17 protein-coding genes are annotated in these 16,114 nt (G+C 70.2%); 8 read left to right on the top strand and 9 right to left on the bottom strand.

The genetic code is table 11. The features are described from left to right. Positions 1-8: 8 nt before the first annotated feature. From ACWCPY_RS10350 to ACWCPY_RS10340, 3 genes are all read left to right on the top strand, one after another. On the top strand, positions 9-209 hold the full coding sequence (locus tag ACWCPY_RS10350) for a ribbon-helix-helix protein, CopG family (RefSeq protein WP_073738190.1): 201 nt from the start codon (positions 9-11) through the stop codon (positions 207-209). Continuing rightward, the gene (locus ACWCPY_RS10345) at positions 206-595 is read left to right on the top strand and encodes a type II toxin-antitoxin system death-on-curing family toxin (protein WP_451263897.1); all 390 of its coding nucleotides are present in this window, start codon (positions 206-208) and stop codon (positions 593-595) included. Before ACWCPY_RS10350 ends, ACWCPY_RS10345 begins: the two co-directional genes overlap by 4 nt. A gap of 150 nt (positions 596-745) precedes the next feature. Then, positions 746-2,527 carry a DEAD/DEAH box helicase gene (locus tag ACWCPY_RS10340; RefSeq protein ID WP_451263896.1) on the top strand — a complete coding sequence of 594 codons (1,782 nt, stop codon included), beginning with the start codon at positions 746-748 and terminating at the stop codon, positions 2,525-2,527. Between the two features lie 171 nt (positions 2,528-2,698). On the opposite strand, the gene ACWCPY_RS10335 is transcribed toward ACWCPY_RS10340, so the two are convergent. Next, positions 2,699-3,229 (bottom strand): hypothetical protein, encoded by a 531-nt coding sequence (locus ACWCPY_RS10335; protein ID WP_451263895.1) that lies wholly within the window; start codon positions 3,227-3,229, stop codon positions 2,699-2,701. Between the two features lie 285 nt (positions 3,230-3,514). Here ACWCPY_RS10335 and ACWCPY_RS10330 point away from each other — a divergent pair, with 285 nt between their 5' ends. From ACWCPY_RS10330 to ACWCPY_RS10310, 5 genes are all read left to right on the top strand, one after another. Beyond that, on the top strand, positions 3,515-5,128 hold the full coding sequence (locus ACWCPY_RS10330; RefSeq protein ID WP_451263894.1) for a hypothetical protein: 1,614 nt from the start codon (positions 3,515-3,517) through the stop codon (positions 5,126-5,128). Positions 5,129-5,303: 175 nt separating this feature from the next. Continuing rightward, complete coding sequence (locus tag ACWCPY_RS10325) at positions 5,304-7,274, top strand: hypothetical protein (RefSeq protein WP_451263893.1); 1,971 nt, start codon at positions 5,304-5,306, stop codon at positions 7,272-7,274. Positions 7,275-7,609: 335 nt separating this feature from the next. After that, a complete protein-coding gene (locus ACWCPY_RS10320; protein ID WP_124723277.1) occupies positions 7,610-8,251 on the top strand; it encodes an IclR family transcriptional regulator in 642 nt (213 codons plus the stop codon). Between the two features lie 194 nt (positions 8,252-8,445). Continuing rightward, entirely contained in the window at positions 8,446-8,634 is a 189-nt protein-coding gene (locus ACWCPY_RS10315) for a superinfection immunity protein (RefSeq protein WP_451263892.1), read from the top strand. A gap of 96 nt (positions 8,635-8,730) precedes the next feature. Continuing rightward, entirely contained in the window at positions 8,731-9,519 is a 789-nt protein-coding gene (locus ACWCPY_RS10310) for a S16 family serine protease (RefSeq protein WP_451263891.1), read from the top strand. On the opposite strand, the gene ACWCPY_RS10305 is transcribed toward ACWCPY_RS10310, so the two are convergent. From ACWCPY_RS10305 to ACWCPY_RS10270, 8 genes are all read right to left on the bottom strand, one after another. Then, entirely contained in the window at positions 9,449-10,804 is a 1,356-nt protein-coding gene (locus ACWCPY_RS10305; RefSeq protein WP_451263890.1) for an MFS transporter, read from the bottom strand. The two genes, ACWCPY_RS10310 and ACWCPY_RS10305, sit on opposite strands and share 71 nt — an antisense overlap. Beyond that, entirely contained in the window at positions 10,801-10,995 is a 195-nt protein-coding gene (locus tag ACWCPY_RS10300; RefSeq protein WP_451263889.1) for a hypothetical protein, read from the bottom strand. Before ACWCPY_RS10300 ends, ACWCPY_RS10305 begins: the two co-directional genes overlap by 4 nt. Positions 10,996-11,072: 77 nt before the next feature. Continuing rightward, positions 11,073-11,681, bottom strand: coding sequence for a winged helix-turn-helix domain-containing protein (locus tag ACWCPY_RS10295; protein ID WP_451263888.1), 609 nt, complete (start codon positions 11,679-11,681; stop codon positions 11,073-11,075). A 119-nt stretch (positions 11,682-11,800) separates the two neighbouring features. Then, the gene (locus ACWCPY_RS10290) at positions 11,801-12,781 is read right to left on the bottom strand and encodes a glycine betaine ABC transporter substrate-binding protein (protein WP_451263887.1); all 981 of its coding nucleotides are present in this window, start codon (positions 12,779-12,781) and stop codon (positions 11,801-11,803) included. Further along, positions 12,781-13,680: an ABC transporter permease gene (locus ACWCPY_RS10285; RefSeq protein ID WP_451263886.1), complete on the bottom strand. Its 900-nt coding sequence runs from the start codon at positions 13,678-13,680 to the stop codon at positions 12,781-12,783. The genes ACWCPY_RS10290 and ACWCPY_RS10285 overlap by 1 nt, the downstream gene beginning before the upstream one ends. Further along, positions 13,677-14,948 (bottom strand): ABC transporter ATP-binding protein, encoded by a 1,272-nt coding sequence (locus ACWCPY_RS10280; RefSeq protein ID WP_451263885.1) that lies wholly within the window; start codon positions 14,946-14,948, stop codon positions 13,677-13,679. The genes ACWCPY_RS10285 and ACWCPY_RS10280 overlap by 4 nt, the downstream gene beginning before the upstream one ends. Further along, complete coding sequence (locus ACWCPY_RS10275) at positions 14,941-15,588, bottom strand: ABC transporter permease (protein WP_451263884.1); 648 nt, start codon at positions 15,586-15,588, stop codon at positions 14,941-14,943. Before ACWCPY_RS10275 ends, ACWCPY_RS10280 begins: the two co-directional genes overlap by 8 nt. A gap of 15 nt (positions 15,589-15,603) precedes the next feature. Further along, entirely contained in the window at positions 15,604-16,077 is a 474-nt protein-coding gene (locus ACWCPY_RS10270; protein ID WP_329818261.1) for an Lrp/AsnC family transcriptional regulator, read from the bottom strand. Between the last annotated feature and the right edge of the window lie 37 nt (positions 16,078-16,114).

The raw sequence follows: 16,114 nt of genomic DNA, 5'->3' as shown, positions 1-16,114 counted from the left end.
GTTTTGGTATGGCCATGAACCTGCGTCTTCGTGACGACCAGACCGAAGCCCTCAAGCAGCGTGCAGAGCAGGAGGGGACCAGCATGCACGCGATACTGCTCCAAGCCGTGGACGACTACCTGGCCAGGACCGCTCAGCAGGCCATCGTCCGCAAGACGGCCAAGGAGCAGGCGGCCAAGTGGGGCGAGCTCATGGAGCGGCTCAAGTGACCTGCGTCTACCTGAGCTCCGAGGACGTCCTCGTCATCGCCGAACACGCCTGCTCGGACATGCAAATCGTCGTGCGCGACGCCGGGCTCCTCGAATCGGCGGCGCACCGTCCGTCCGCGGCCATGTTCGGCGAGGAGGCGTACCCGGACGTGATCGACAAGGCGGCCGCGCTCCTTCAGTCCTTGGCGATCAATCACCCGTTCTTCGACGGCAACAAGCGCACGGCCTGGCTGTCGTGCGTGACCTTTCTGGCCATGAACGGGGTGGATCTGCGTCCGGACATCGATGCTGCGGAACGCCTGGTCATCGCGGTGGCCACCGGCGAAACGGACGAGGTGAAGGCCATCTCCCAGGGGTTGCGCGAGCTGGTCGTCGAGGGCGTGTGACAGCCATCGCAATTCCGTGCGGGGCGGCGTAGTCCGAGGCGGTGCACGCGCCGCCCCCCGGTAGGGTGGCCCGGTTGTCGTATCGCGTGCGGGTCCGTCCCGGCCGTGCGGACAGCGCCCCACGTACCCGAGAGACCCGAACCGGAGACCGTGACTACTACCGCCTCCCACCACCTCTCACCCGCCTTCCCCGGCCGCGCCCCCTGGGGCACGGCCGGCAAGCTGCGAGCCTGGCAGCAGGGCGCCATGGAGAAGTACATCCAGGAGCAGCCGCGCGACTTCCTCGCGGTCGCCACCCCCGGCGCGGGGAAGACCACCTTCGCGCTGACCCTCGCGTCATGGCTGCTGCACCACCATGTCGTGCAGCAGGTCACCGTCGTCGCGCCGACCGAGCACCTGAAGAAGCAGTGGGCCGAGGCAGCGGCCCGGATAGGGATCAAGCTCGACCCCGACTACAGCGCGGGCCCGCTCAGCAAGGAGTACGACGGCGTCGCGGTCACCTACGCGGGCGTCGGCGTGCGGCCGATGCTGCACCGCAACCGCTGCGAGCAGCGCAAGACCCTCGTCATCCTCGACGAGATCCACCACGCCGGTGACTCGAAGTCCTGGGGCGAGGCGTGCCAGGAGGCGTTCGACCCGGCCACCCGGCGGCTCGCGCTCACCGGTACGCCGTTCCGGTCCGACACCAACCCGATCCCCTTCGTCGTGTACGAGGAGGGCAACGACGGCATCCGGCGCTCCTCGGCCGACTACACCTACGGCTACGGCAACGCGCTCGCCGACGGCGTCGTCCGGCCCGTGATCTTCCTCAGCTACAGCGGCAACATGCGCTGGCGCACCAAGGCCGGTGACGAGATCGCCGCCCGGCTCGGCGAGCCGATGACCAAGGACGCCATCGGGCAGGCCTGGCGCACCGCCCTGTCGCCCACCGGCGAGTGGATCCCCAATGTGCTGAGCGCCGCCGACAAGCGGCTGACCGAGGTCCGCAAGGGCATTCCGGACGCGGGCGGGCTGGTCATCGCCACCGACCAGGAATCGGCGCGCGAGTACGCCAAGATCCTCAAGCGGGTCACCGGCGAGAAGGCCACCGTGGTCCTCTCCGACGAGAAGGCCGCATCGAAGAGGATCGACCAGTTCAGCGCGGACGACTCGCGCTGGATGGTCGCGGTGCGCATGGTGTCGGAGGGCGTCGACGTGCCGCGCCTGGCCGTCGGCGTGTACGCCACCACCATCTCCACGCCGCTGTTCTTCGCGCAGGCCGTCGGGCGTTTCGTGCGCTCGCGCAGGCGTGGCGAGACCGCCTCGGTCTTCGTACCGACCATTCCGATGCTGCTCGACTTCGCCAACGAGATGGAGGTCGAGCGGGACCACGTCCTCGACAAGCCCAAGAAGGGCAGCGACGAGGAGAACCCGTTCGCGGAGGAGGACAAGCTCCTCGCCGACGCCGAGAAGCTGGAGGACGAGGAGACCGAGGAGCAGCTGCCCTTCGAGGCCCTCGAATCCGACGCGGTCTTCGACCGGGTGCTGTACGACGGTGCCGAGTTCGGCATGCAGGCGCATCCCGGCAGCGAGGAGGAGCAGGACTACCTGGGGATTCCCGGGCTGCTGGAGCCCGACCAGGTGCAGCTGCTGCTCCAGAAGCGGCAGTCCCGGCAGATCGCGCACAGCCGCCAGAAGCCGGCCGGAGAGGCCGACCTGCTGGAGAAGCCGGCCGAGGCGCGGCCGGTGGTCACGCACAAGCAGCTGCTCGGGCTGCGCAAGCAGCTCAACACGATGGTTTCGGCCTACACGCACCAGAGCGGCAAGCCGCACGGGGTGATCCACACCGAGCTGCGGCGGGTGTGCGGCGGGCCGCCGAGCGCGGAGGCCACGGCCGGGCAGATCCAGCAGCGGATCAAGAAGGTCCAGGAGTGGGCCACCCGTATGACGTGAGCCGACGGGGGCATGCGGGTGCCGGCCCGGGGCGGGGACTGCGGTCCTTGCCCCGGGCCGGTGTCGTACGTGCGGATGAGGGTGGCGCGACTGTCGGAGGAACGACGCGGCCGCCGGACGAACGGTGCGGACTGCTGGAGGATCCGTGCGGCTACCGGACGATCCGCGCGGCTACCAGACGAACGGCGCGGACTGGTTCGTCGTGGCCACACACGGAACCGTGGCCGAGGTCGGGGACGAGGCCACGATCTGCAGTGACCAGTTGGTGGCGCTCGGGGGAGCGGGCAGCACCACGGAGTTCGTGCTGTCACCCGCCGCCAGGGTGCCGGAGGTGAGCTTCAGCGGGCCCAGGGTGATCGGGCTGCCGCCGCTCATGCCGGGGTTGGTCTTCCCGGAGAACTGCACCTGACTGGTGACGCCGCCCGAGGTCTTGGTGAGCTTGAGCGTCGTCGTGATGCTGTTCGGGTCGGCGCTGGTACCGGCCGGCATGGTGATCGCGGTGGACGTGATCTTGATGGTCTTGGACGTGCCCGAGTCGGCGGCGGTCAGGGTGGCGAGACCGCTGCCCCAGGCGCCGCAGTTGTACGTGGCCGTCGCGGTGAGCGGAGTCACGGCCTGGGCCGTCGGAGCCAGGGCGAGTGCGCCGGCCACGGAACAGGCCGCGACCAGCACCAGGGGGATGTGTCTTCGATTCGACGACATGACGGGGGGAACTCCTTCCGGTTCTGAATTCCGCAGATTCACCGAAGAACTGGAGAAGTGGATCTGCGTGCCGGGCCCGGCATGTCGGCAGCAGTGAAACGGTGATCTTCAGAGAAGTCAAGAGATGTCCGCAGAGGCACTTGAAATTCCCATGGAAATGCTTTTCGGGCATTTCAGATAAGGATCAATCGGTTCTCTCTTGACTTCTTGGCACCCGGCCTCCTCAATGTGCGCAATCAATGGGCCATGGAGGGGTGTCTGGTGATACGACGACGAAGACCCGGTGTGACCGGGTTGCTCGCTGCCTGCTTCGTGATGTCGCTGAGCTGCGCCGGGGCGAGCGCCCAGGCCGCACCGTCGGCCGGCGGGCGGGTCGCCGGTACGGTCACCCCGACCGTCCACTGCATCCTGCCCGCGGGCCAGGGCGAGGCGACCGGGCCGCAGGAGATGACCGTCGAGCTGTCGCCCGCGGTCGTCGCCCCGGGCGGCAAGGTCCACGCCGAGGTCACCCTGGGCCCGTCCCCCGCCACCAGCGGCCTCGCCCTGGAGGACGTGCCGACCATCCCCAGCATCGACTTCGCCATGTCCGGCGGCGCGACCGGAACCGTCACCGTGCGCGGCGCCGAGTTCACCATGGACATCCCGTCCGGCACCCCCATCGAACTCCCGCCGTACGAGGGCGACTTCCTGGTCCCCGCGAACGCCTCCGGAGACATCTCCTTCACCCCGGTCCGTACGCTGACGCAGACCAAGGTGCTCGGCTCGGTCTTCGAGACGCCCTGCGACGTCGTCGACGGCGGCGCCGGTATCGGCACCGTCACGGTGGAGGGCACCGGCTCCGAGCCCGCCACCCTGAGCGCGCCCGCCGACCCCGTGCGCCCCAACACCGCTGTGACGCTGGGGGGTTCGGGCTGGACTCCGGGCGGTACGCCGGTGCCCTCGCTCTGCGCGGCGGGCGGAGGGGGCTGCGATCCGCTGAAGTTCAGCAGCAACACGCTCACCATCGGCGGTGACGGGACGCTGAACGGCACGGCCACCCTCGCGGAGGCCGGCGCGGTGCCGGACGGCACGTACGAGGTGAAGGTCAACGACGGCACGAAGGAGGCCACGGCCCCGCTCAGCGTCAGGGCCGTCGCGGCCGGCGACCGCGAGATCTCGCTGTCGCAGAGCAGCGGGCCGGTCGGCAGTGTGATCACGGTCAGCGGCAAGAACTACAACCCGGACCGCTGGATCAATGTCATCGGTCTCGATGCCTCGGGCACCGGGCTCGACGACAGCGCGGTCTACGTCAAGAGCGGTTCGGACGGCACCTTCTCCGTCGAGTTCACCGTGGTCTCCGAGGCCGTCGTCGCCGTCCAGGCCGACGAGGGCAACGACCCGGCGACCGTACGGACCGCCCCGTTCACCGTCTCCACCGGCGGGGGAGGAGGCGGCAGCGCCGACCAGACACTGAACACCTCGGTCAGGGCCGGGACACTGTCCATGGTCCAGGACGGCGACACCGTCGACTTCGGCACGACGGTCCTGGGCACCGGCAGCGGTGTGCAGCGCTCCCGGCTCAACCGGGTCGAGGTGGAGGACGCCCGCGGCGTCGACAGCGGCTGGTCCCTGACCGCCACCCTCACCGGCTTCACCAGCGCCGACGGCGGCACCATCCCGGCCGACGCCGTCCGCTGGACGCCGAAGTGCACCGCGCAGAACGGCAGCGTGGGGGTGCCGGTGGCCGGATCGCCCGCGGCGCTCGGGAGCGGAGCGGCGAGCCTCTGCCGGATGGATCCGGACGGCTCCCGTCCGTTCACCGGCGGCCGGTTCGACGCCGATGCCGATCTCACCCTCACCGTTCCCGGATCCACCCGGCCCGGAGATTACAGCGCGACTCTCACCCTGACCCTTCTCTGAGCACGGAAACGAATAATTCCGGAGGCGCCCGCCCGCTCCATTTCGCATCGGAGCGGGCGGGCGTCGCCATTCCGAATTCGGAGAATTCCCGCAGCCGTGTCCCGGCCGCGGACGACACCCATGGAGGAGCGACATGCCCGCTCGGCAATCGAGAAGAACCGGAAGACCGGGTGCGGTGTTACGCCGTGCCGTGGCCCTCACCGCCGGGGCCGTGCTCGTCTGGACCGGCGGCACCTTCGTACTCGCACCCGCCGCCCAGGCCGGCACCGTCACCCCGACCGTCCACTGCACCCTGCCCGCCGGTCAGGGCGAGGCGACCGGGCCGCAGCAGATGAGCGTCGACCTGTCGCCGTCGATCGTCGACCCGGGCGGCAAGGTCCACGCCAAGGTCACCCTCGGCCCGTCCCCCGCCACCAGCGGCCTCAGCCTGAGCGACGTACCCACCACTCCCAGCATCGACCTCGCCATGTCCGGCGGTGCCACCGGCACGGTCACCGTCACCGGACCCCAGGTCAACCTCGACATCCCGTCCGGCAAGCCCATCGAAATCCCGCCGTACGAGGGCGACTTCATCATCCCGGCCTCCGCGAGCGGCCCGATCTCCTTCACCCCGGTGCGCAATCTGACGCGTACGAAGGTGCTCGGCTCCACCTACGAGACCCCGTGCGACGTGGTGAGCGGCGGCGGCTCCATCGGCACGGTGACCGCCGAGGGCACCGCGGGCCACCCGGCCACCCTGACCGCGCCCGCCGGCGCCGTCCGGCCGTCCACCGCCGTCACCCTCTCCGGCAGCCTGTGGACCGCGGGCGCCACCCCCGTACCGTCGCTGTGCGCGGCGGACGGCGGCGGCTGCGATCCCGCGAAGTTCGTCTCCAGCACCCTCTCCATCAGCGGCTCCGGGGAATTGAGCGGCAACGCGGTGCTCGCCGCCGCCGGCGCCGTGCCCGACGGCTCGTACCTGGTGAAGGTCGGTGACGGTACGAAGGAGGCGACCGCGCCCCTGACGGTCAAGGCCTTCGTCCCCACCGGGCCGCGGGCCATCGCGCTCTCCCGCTCCGGTGCGCCGGTCGGCAGCGTCATCTCCGTCACCGGCAGCAACTACTTCCAGGACCGGTGGATCAACACCGTCGGCCTGGACGCGAGCGGGGCGACGCTCGACGACACCGCCGTCTATGTGAAGAGCACCTCCGACGGCACGTTCAGCGCCGAGTTCACCGTCTCCGACCCGGCCATCGCCGCCATCCAGGTCGACGAGGGCAACGATCCGGCCACTGTGCTCACCACGCCGTTCACCGTGACCGACGCCTCCGCGACGCTCTCCGCGGGTGCGGCGAAGGTCAAGCCGGGCGGGACGATCGCCCTCTCCGGCGGTGACTGGCCGTCCGGCACCACGCCCACCGCCGCGCTCTGCTCCGCCGACGGCGGCTCCTGCGACAGTGCCCGGATCAGCGGCTCCACCCTCCGGATCGGCGCCGACGGGATGCTCGCCGGCACGGTCACCGTGGCCGGATCCACCCCGCGTGCCGTGTACGCGCTCCGGGTCACCGCCGGGGGAGCGCAGGCCCTCACGCCGCTGACCGTCGCCCCGTCCTTCATCGTGCTCACCCCCTCGGCCGGACCGAAGGGCACGGCGGTCACCGTCGTCGGGCAGGGCTTCGCGAAGGTCGCGACCGTGTCCATCGTCGGGCTGCGGGCCGACGGCTCGCAGACGTCCGACCCGGCGAAGACCAAGGTGGTGGGGCTGGACGGGGCGTTCTCGCAGACCTTCACGGTCAACGCCGCCGACACCGTCGCCATCCGGGTCCGGGAGGTACTCGTCAACCCGCGCACCGAGACAGCGGCGTTCACCGTCCAGGACGGCACCGCACCCGCCGGACCGTCCTTCGCGCTCTCACCGCCCGAGGGGCCCGTCGGCACGGCGGTCCAGGTGACCGGACGGGGATTCGCCCCCGTCGCCACGGTCTCGGTGACGGGCCGCACCGCCGACGGGAAGCAGACCGCCGACCCGTACGTCACCCGGGTCGTCGGACTCGACGGCACTTTCGCCCTCGACTTCACCGTCCGTGACCCGGCGACGAAGTCGATCCGGGCCTGCGAGGTGCTCGTGAACGGAAAAATTGTGCAGCAGACATTCACCGTGAGTTAACGGCAGTTCACTTCCGGTGCGTGAAGTGCCGTGAAGGCGTCGGCCGACCTGGACGCGCGTAGACCTCCGGGATCCGGCCGACGCCGCGCTGACCGGCACTTATGCTGCTTCAAGCCAACTCCCGTTCCGGCGACGCCCGGATTCTGGACGAGGCCTTCCGCTGAGCGGACTCGCTCGCTACTGTCCCAAAAAATGAACGCCCCGTGGCAGAGCCGCTCCGGGGCGCAGCCGGTGCCTGGTTAGGCCGGCGGCCTCTCCGTGCGTCGCCGCTGGGACCGGCGGCGCACATTCCGTGGGAACCAGCCGCTGCCGCTCATCAAAGAGGAGAGGGCGTCGTGACCGCGGAAACCTCCCAGACGCTCGACCGGGGCCTGAGGGTCCTCAAACTGCTTGCCGACACCGACCACGGTCTGACCGTCACCGAGTTGTCCAACAAACTCGGGGTCAACCGGACCGTGGTCTACCGCCTGCTCGCCACCCTGGAGCAACACGCCCTGGTGCGCCGTGACTTGGGTGGCCGGGCCAGGGTGGGCCTGGGCGTGCTGCGCCTGGGCCGCCAGGTGCATCCGCTCGTGCGCGAGGCCGCGCTGCCCGCGCTGCGGTCGCTCGCCGAGGACATCGGGGCCACTGCCCACCTCACGCTGGTCGACGGCAGCGACGCGCTGGCCGTCGCGGTCGTCGAGCCGACCTGGACCGATTACCACGTGGCCTACCGGGCCGGTTTCCGCCACCCGCTGGACCGGGGCGCCGCGGGCCGGGCGATCCTCGCCGCCCGCCAGAAACCGGTCGGCGAGACCGCCTTCACCCTCACCCACGGCGAGCTGGAGGCCGGGGCGAGCGGGGCCGCGGCGGCGCTGGTGGGGGTGACCGGGGTCGAGGGCAGCGTGGGCGTGGTGATGCTCGCGGACTCCGTACCCGAGCGCGTCGGGCCCCGCGTGGTGGACGCGGCCCGCGAAGTGGCGGACGCGCTCCGCTAGGGCCTCTCGTTTGGATCAGGCCGGAGGACCGATCGGGCCCGCAGCGCCGATGGCCCAACGGGCCCGCGGGCCGGTCGTGGGCCGGTACCCGGGGCGGATTCTGGCCGGTTCATGTCTTCGCGGGCGCCCGGTGGGACCGTATGTTTTCGGGGCTCACGCCTTGACCGAAGCGCGTGACTTCCCGGGGGGTTCCGATGGATGGTTCTGTTCTCCTGCTTCTCGTCATCGTGGGCATCGTCGTGTACTTCCTGCCCTTCATGATCGCCGCGGGGCGCGGGGTGAACACCGGCTCGGTGTTCGTGATCAATCTGTTCCTGGGCTGGACGTTCATCGGCTGGGTGGTCGCCCTGGCCATGTCGATGGGAAACCGGCGGACGCCGTAGGGACGCCCTCGGGGCCTGTCCGGCGGATCACGGCCGGGGTCGCGGCGTACGGGGCGCCCGGCCCGTGCGTCCGGGCCGGGCGGTTAGATTGGGCGGGTGCTCACTCGTCTCTCGCGCCCCCGTGCCCTCGTTCTGTGCGCCCTGCCCGTCCTCGCCCTGTTCGGTGTGGCCGCGTTCGCGCCGCTGCCGTTCACCCTGGCGCAGCCCGGCTCGACGGCGAATGTGCTCGGGAGCGATCACGGCACGCCCGTGATCAGCATCAAGGGCACACCGACCCGGACCACCGAGGGCGAGCTGCGGATGACGACGATCGTCGCGACCGGGCCGACCGCGGACGTCGGTATCGGTGATGTGATCGACAGCTGGTTCCGTACGGACCGGGCGGTCCTGCCCCGTGAGTCCGTCTACCCGAGCGGCGGCTCCGAGAAGGAGATCGAGAAGCACAACCTCGACGACATGCGGAAGTCGCAGGACTCCGCGGTCGACGCCGCCCTGAACTACCTGGGGAAGAAGCCCGGCTCGGTCGATGTGACCCTGCACCTCGCCGATGTGGGCGGCCCCAGCGCCGGCCTGTTCTTCGCGCTCGGCATCGTCGACAAGCTCGACGGCGACGGCTCCGGCGGCGATCTCACCGGCGGCCGCACCGTCGCGGGCACGGGCACGATCCAGGCGGACGGCGAGGTCGGTGCGGTCGGCGGGGTGTCGCTGAAGACCCAGGCCGCACGCCGCGACGGGGCGACCGTCTTCCTGGTGCCGAAGGCGGAGTGCAGGGAGGCGCGTGCCGAGCTCCCCAAGGGGCTGCGGCTGATCCCGGTCACGACGCTGAAGAGCGCGGTGTCCTCGCTGAAGGCGCTGGAGCAGGGCCACAAGGTCCCGAGCTGCTGATCTCCTCGGGCGCCTGCGACGGCCCGGACGCACGGTCGGCAGCTGCCCCCGCCCCGTCCATCGTGCGCCACGCCGGGAAGACCAGCGGGCTCAGCGTCGCCAGCAGGTACACCCCGCCCATCGACAGCAGCGCCCCCCGCACGCCCGCGCTCTCCACCAGCAGGCCTGCCGCGAGACCGCCCACCGGCATGGCCAGTTCGCCGCCCGCCGTGAGGACTCCGGAGACCCGGCTGCGCAGCTCGTCGGGGACCGTTCCGTAGATCACCGTCGTCAGGATCGGGTTCAGCACCCCGCCCGCGAGCCCGCTCAACGCCATGGTCACGGCGAGCGGCAGGGTCGTCCCGGTCAGCGCCGCGACCACGTACCGGGGCGCGCCGCACAGCACCACGCACACCGTGAACACGGCCCGTCGCGAGAAGCGGTGCCCGACCGCCCCGTACAGCAGCGCCCCGGTCAGCCCGCCCGCGCCGAACAGGGCGGTGAGCAGGCCGATGTCCCCGGCCCCGCCCAGTTCGGCGGCGGCGTGCACCGGCAGCAGGACGGCGTTCCAGCCCTGGTCGGTGCCGTTCATGAACAGAACCATCACCACGACCGCCAGCAGCAGCCGGTTGCCGAGCAAGTAGGTGAAGCCCTCGCGCATTTCGGTGCGGTAGGCGCGCAGCGAGACCGGCGCCGCGGCCTTGCGGGGCTCGGCCGCGCGCACCCCCCGGATGCCCGCCGCGATCAGCAGCGCGGAGGTCAGGAACGTCGCCGCGTCCAGCAGCAGTACGGTCTGCGCGCCGACGAGCGCGATCAGCACGCCGGCCAGTGCCGCCCCGACCATCCGGGCGCCGCGCGAGACGGCGTCGAAGAGGCTGGCGGCGCGGGCCAGGGTGGTGCCGGCGTGCCCGGCGAGATCCGGCACCAGGACGTAGCGCGCGGTGTTGCCCGGGGTGTGGAAGAGTCCGCCGACCGCCATCAGCGCGCACAGCATCCAGAAGGCGAGGGCGTCCGCGTGGTGCAGCAGCGGAATGGCGGCGACGGCGAGGCCGCACACCAGGTCGGAGGCGACGGAGACCCGGCGCCGCCCGATCCGGTCGATGACGGGACCGCCGATCAGGGCGGAGACGACGATCGGCAGGGTCGCGCAGAAGGCGACGACACCGGCCCGGCCGGCGCTTCCCGTGGTCTCCAGGACGAACCACGGGACGCCGATGAGGGTGAGTGAAGTACCGGCCGTGGATATGGAGTTGGCGGACAGTACGGCGATCAGCGGGATACGGCTGCGGTCCCCCCGGACGTTCACGCCGTACCGACGGCGGAGGTGCGGACGGGGTGGCGGGGCAGGACGCGCAGCCCCAGGTCGACGAGGGCCCAGCCCAGCCGGGTGCGCAGCCCGGTGTGCGAGGGGGTGGGGACGAGGCCGAATTCCTGTGCCTGCTCTTGCAGTTCGGTGGAGCGCAGGTGGTGCAGCCGCAGATGGTTGTCGGGGTGCATGGCGGTGTCCTTCGGGTCAGGAGGGGCTCGTTGCCCGCCGGGGCGTCGTGCTGCGGGCTCGCTGCCCCGCGGGCCGGTTACTCCGTGGGGCGCGGGAAGAAGTGCACATGGCTGCGGACGTTGGCCGATCCCTCGGTGCCTTCCGGGACCCGGCCCCGGTAGCTCTCGATGAGGTCGTGGACCTTGAGGATCAGCTCCTCGGTGAGATCCGGGGTGAGGCGCACCGCGAAATCGCTGATGTCCCAGCCGTCGCGCCATTCCTCGGGCCATTCGCGCATGGTGCCGACCCAGGTGTTCAGCTCCTGGGCGTGCGAGTTGGCGATCTCGTGGAGTACGACGTCGACCGCGCCGCGGACCTCGGGGTCCGGGTGGGTCAGGAATCTGCCGCTGTCGAAGATGGTGCCCCGGTGCGCGGCCCGCCACCAGCGCTCGCGGCCCTTGCCGCGCCCCGGGTCGTCCTCGACGAAGCCGTACGCCGCCAGCTGCCTGAGGTGGTAGCTGGTGGCGCCGCTGGACTCGCCGAGCCGGCCGGCGAGACCGGAGGCGGTGGCGGGGCCGTACTCCCGCAGGGCGGTCAGCAGGCGCAGTCGCAGGGGGTGGGCCAGCCCGCGCAGGGTGCGGGCATCGACCTTGTGGATGTTCTCGGTTTCGGCGGGGTGCTTGGGGCCGTCCTCTGGTGCGGGCATGGGGTAACCGTAGGCTTGCAAAACCTTCTTTGCAACAGGTTTTTTGCATGGGATTCTTTGCAACGGAATCTTTGCGACTGAGGGGGTGGCCGGGGGAGGGCGGCGACGGGGCTCCCGGCTCAGCCCTGCTTGATGAACCCCTCCTGGATCAGCCAGTCCTTCGCCACCTCGTGCGGGTCCTGCCCATCCACGTCCACCTTGGCGTTGAGCACCTGGGCGACCTCGGTGGTCAGCTTCTTGCTGACCGGGTCGAGCAACGCGGCGATCTGCGGATACTTCTCGAAGGTCTTGGTGTGGATCACCGGCGCCGCGTTGTAGTTGGGGAAGAAGTGCTTGTTGTCGATGAGGACTTCGAGGTCCATCGCCTTGATCCGGCCGTCCGTGGTGAACACCTCGCCCAGCAGGCAGGAGTCGGACTTCGAGACCTGGGTGTAGATGATCCCGGCGTCCATCTTCTTGATGTTGGCGGCGGGGAGCGACATCCCGTAGGCCTTCTCCATGCCCGGCAGTCCGTCGTCGCGCGAGGCGAACTCGTTCTCCACGCAGATCGTCACCGCCGACGGGTCCTTCTTCGCCAGCGCCGCGACGTCGGAGAGCGTCCTGAGGTGGTACTTCGCGTTGTTCTTCCGGCTGATGGCGAGCGCGTAGGTGTTGTTGAGCGTGGACGGCGTCAGCCAGGTCACCCCCTTCCTGCGGTCCTCGTCGCGGACTGCCTCCCACTGCTTCACCGGGTCGGGGATCGGCTTCGCGTGGCCCAGGTAGGTGATCCAGCCGGTGCCCGTGTACTCGTACATCGCGTCCGCGTCGCCCTTGACGATCGCCTCGCGCGCGCTGATCGAGCCGGGCAGGTTCGTCCGGTCCAGGACCTCCGCGCCCGCGGCCTTGAAGACCAGGCCGATCATCTGGCCCAGGATGATGTTCTCGCTGAAGTTCTTCGAGGTGACGGTCAGCGAGGCACCGTCCAGCGGCTTGCCCCGGCCGACCGAGCCCGGCTGGACGTCGTCCGCCATCGGCGAGCCGCTCTTCAGCCCGCATCCGGAGAGCACCAGCGCCAGCACCACCGCCCCCACCAGGCCGGCCCGTACCTTCCGCGGAGCCATCACCCCACCTCCAGTCCGCGCGGCGTCAGCGCCACCTCGACCAGCGAGGCCAGCCAGTCCACCAGCAGTGCCAGCACCACCGTCAGCACGGAACCGAGCACCAGCACCGGCATCCGCTGGGTCTGGATGCCCGAGGTGATCAGGTCGCCGAGACCGCCGCCGCCGACGAAGGTGGCCAGCGTCGCCGTCCCCACATTGAGCACCAGCGCCGTACGCACCCCGGCCAGGATCAGCGGGACGGCGAGCGGCAGTTCGACCTTGGTGAGTGTCCCCGTCGCCGACATGCCGATGCCGCGCGAGGCCTCGATCAGGTTCGGCTCGATCGCCTTGAGACCGGCCACCGTATTGGAGAAGACCGGCAGCACCGCGTAGATCACCATGCCGATGATCGCCGTCGAAGGACCGATGCCCAGCCAGATCACCAGCAGCGCCAGCAGACCGATCGCCGGTGTCGCCTGCCCGATGTTGGCGATCGCCGTGACCACCGGGGCGCCCCTGCGCAGCCTGCGCCGGGTCAGCGCGATCCCCAGCGGAATGGCGATGATCAGCACCCAGAACGTCGAGATCGCGGTCAGCCGCACATGCTGCCACCAGCGCAGCTGCACATTGCCGCCGGTCAGCGAGTTCCGCGCGATCGAGTCGAGGTGGACATGGGTGATCCACAGATACGTGATGACCAGCACGATCACCAGCGCGAGCGGCATCACCACCAGCTTGCGCCAGGTGATCCGGCGCGGCGGACCGGCCGGTGGCGGGGCGGGCTCCTCCTCCTCGTCCCGGAACGCATGGCCCTTGACGTCGTGCTCGCCGGGCGGGCGGTCCTTGTCGGAGGAGGGGACGGGGCGCTCCGGGCGCGCCCGGCGGGAGGACTCGTGGTTCAGCGGCGAGTTGGGGGTCATGCGCCCGCACCGCCCTCCAGCTCCGCCTCGGTCTGGTGGCTGCGCATCTCCTCCAGGTCGTGCTGGTGCTCGATGGCGGCGAGCCGGTCGGCCTCCAGCAGCTCATGGACGGAGTTCATCAGGGTCTGCATGTCGACGACCCCGATGAACTCGCCGCGCCGCCCGGTCACCGCGACCCGGCCGCCGCTGTCGGTCAGCACCGCCTCCAGCGCGTCGTGCAGCGTCGCGTCACGCGTCACCGTGTCATGGACCAGCTGTCCGGCCCGCGCCAGCGAACCCCGGGCCCGCATCAGGTCGCCGCGCCGCAGCCACTTGTACGGGCGGTTCCTGCGGTCCAGCATCAACAGCTCGTTGTGCGGGCCGCTGCGCAGCTTGTTGAAGATCGACTGGAGCGGGTCGTCGACCGTCACGGTCGGGAACGCGGCCATCTCCACATCCCGTACGCGGGTGAGGTTGAGCCGCTTCAGCGCCGCCCCGGCCCCGACGAAGCCGGAGACGAAGTCGTCCGTCGGATTGGTGAGGATCGCCTCCGGGGTGTCGAACTGCGCGATGTGCGAACGCTCCCGCAGCACGGCGATCCGGTCACCCAGCTTGATCGCCTCGTCGAAGTCGTGGGTGACGAAGACGATCGTCTTGTGCAGTTCGTGCTGGAGCCGGATCAGCTCGTCCTGGAGGTGGTCGCGGGTGATCGGGTCGACCGCGCCGAACGGTTCGTCCATCAGCAGCACCGGCGGATCCGCCGCCAGCGCCCGTGCCACGCCCACCCGTTGCTGCTGGCCGCCGGAGAGCGCGCGGGGATAGCGCCCGTGGAACTCGCGGGGGTCGAGCCCCACCAGATCGAGCATCTCCTCGACGCGGTCCTTCACCTTCGACTTCGACCAGCCGGTCATCTTCGGTACGAGGGCGATGTTCTCGGCGACCGTCATGTGCGGGAAGAGCCCGGACGACTGGATCGCGTAGCCGATCTTGCGGCGCAGCTTCACCGGGTCGATGTCGGTGACGTCCTCGTCGTCGATCCTGATCCGCCCGGACGACGGCTCGATCAGCCGGTTGATCATCTTCAGGGTGGTGGACTTCCCGCAGCCGGACGGGCCGACGAAGATCACCGTCTCGCCGGCCTTGATCTCCATCGAGACGCTGTCCACCGCCGGGTTGGGACTGCCCGGATAGCGCTTGGTCAGGTCCTCCAGCTGGATGGTCGCACCGGACGTGGTCCTCTTCGGCCCGGCACTCCCGGCGTCCGTGCTCCCGGTGGCGGTCTCAGACACGAATCCCCCTTGGAATGGTGAGGCGCCCGAGCAGTACGTACGCGGCGTCGAAGAGCAGGGCGAGGATGACGATGCCGATCGTGCCCGCGAGCACCTGATTGAGCGCGTTGGCGCTGCCCAGCGAGGCGATGCCGCGGAAGATCTCGTTGCCCAGACCGGGGCCCGAGGCGTACGCGGCGATGGCGGCGATGCCCATCAGCATCTGTGTGGAGACCCGGATGCCGGTGAGGATCGGCGGCCAGGCGAGCGGGAGTTCCACCCGGCACAGCCGGGCCAGCCGCGACATCCCGATGCCCTTCGCGGCGTCGACCAGCGCCGGATCGACCCCGCGCAGCCCCACGATGGAGTTGCGGACGACGGGCAGCAGCCCGTACAGGGTCAGGGTGATCACCGTGGGCGCGACGCCGAGGCCGACGAGCGGGATGAGCAGACCGATCGCGGCGAGGGAGGGGATGGTGAGGATCGTCGCCGTCGAGGTGATGGCCAGGGACCCCGCCCAGCCGCTGCGGTAGGTGACGACCCCGATCAGGATGCCCAGCGCGGTGGCGATGACCATGCACTGGAACACGGCGCTGACGTGCTGGTACGCATCGGTGAGCAGCTGTTGGTGCCGGTTGCCCAGGTACTCCCAGAAGCTCACGCGTCACTCCTCGGCTCAGTCGTTGTCCTCTGCGGCCTGCTCGACGAGCGGGATGATCCGCAGTGGGACCGGGTTCTCCATGACGATGGCCGTGGAGGCCCGGACGATGCCATCAAAACCGACAACCCGGTCGATCACCCGTTGGAGATCGGCGTTGGAACGCGCGACGAGACGGCAGAGCATGTCGCCGTGCCCGGTGGTGGTGTGCAGCTCCAGCACTTCCGGTACGCCGGCCAAGTGGGCCCGTACGTCGGCTCCTTGACCCTGCTTGATCTCCAGCGTGGCGAACGCGGTGACGGGATAGCCGAGCGCCGCCGGATCGACCGTCGGGCCGAATCCGCGGATGACTCCATTCGACTGAAGCCGGTCGAGCCGGGCCTGCACCGTGCCCCGGGCCACGCCGAGCCTGCGCGATGCTTCGAGCACGCCGATGCGGGGCTCATGGGCCAGCAGCACGATGAGCCGCCCGTCCAGTCGATCGATCGCCATGGTCTTCTCCGAAGGGGTGGGCTTGATGGTCATCATG

Source organism: Streptomyces sp. NPDC002403, assembly GCF_053593015.1.
The sequence above is the reverse complement of the archived record's forward strand: the minus strand, read 5'-3'. Positions and strand labels throughout refer to the sequence as shown.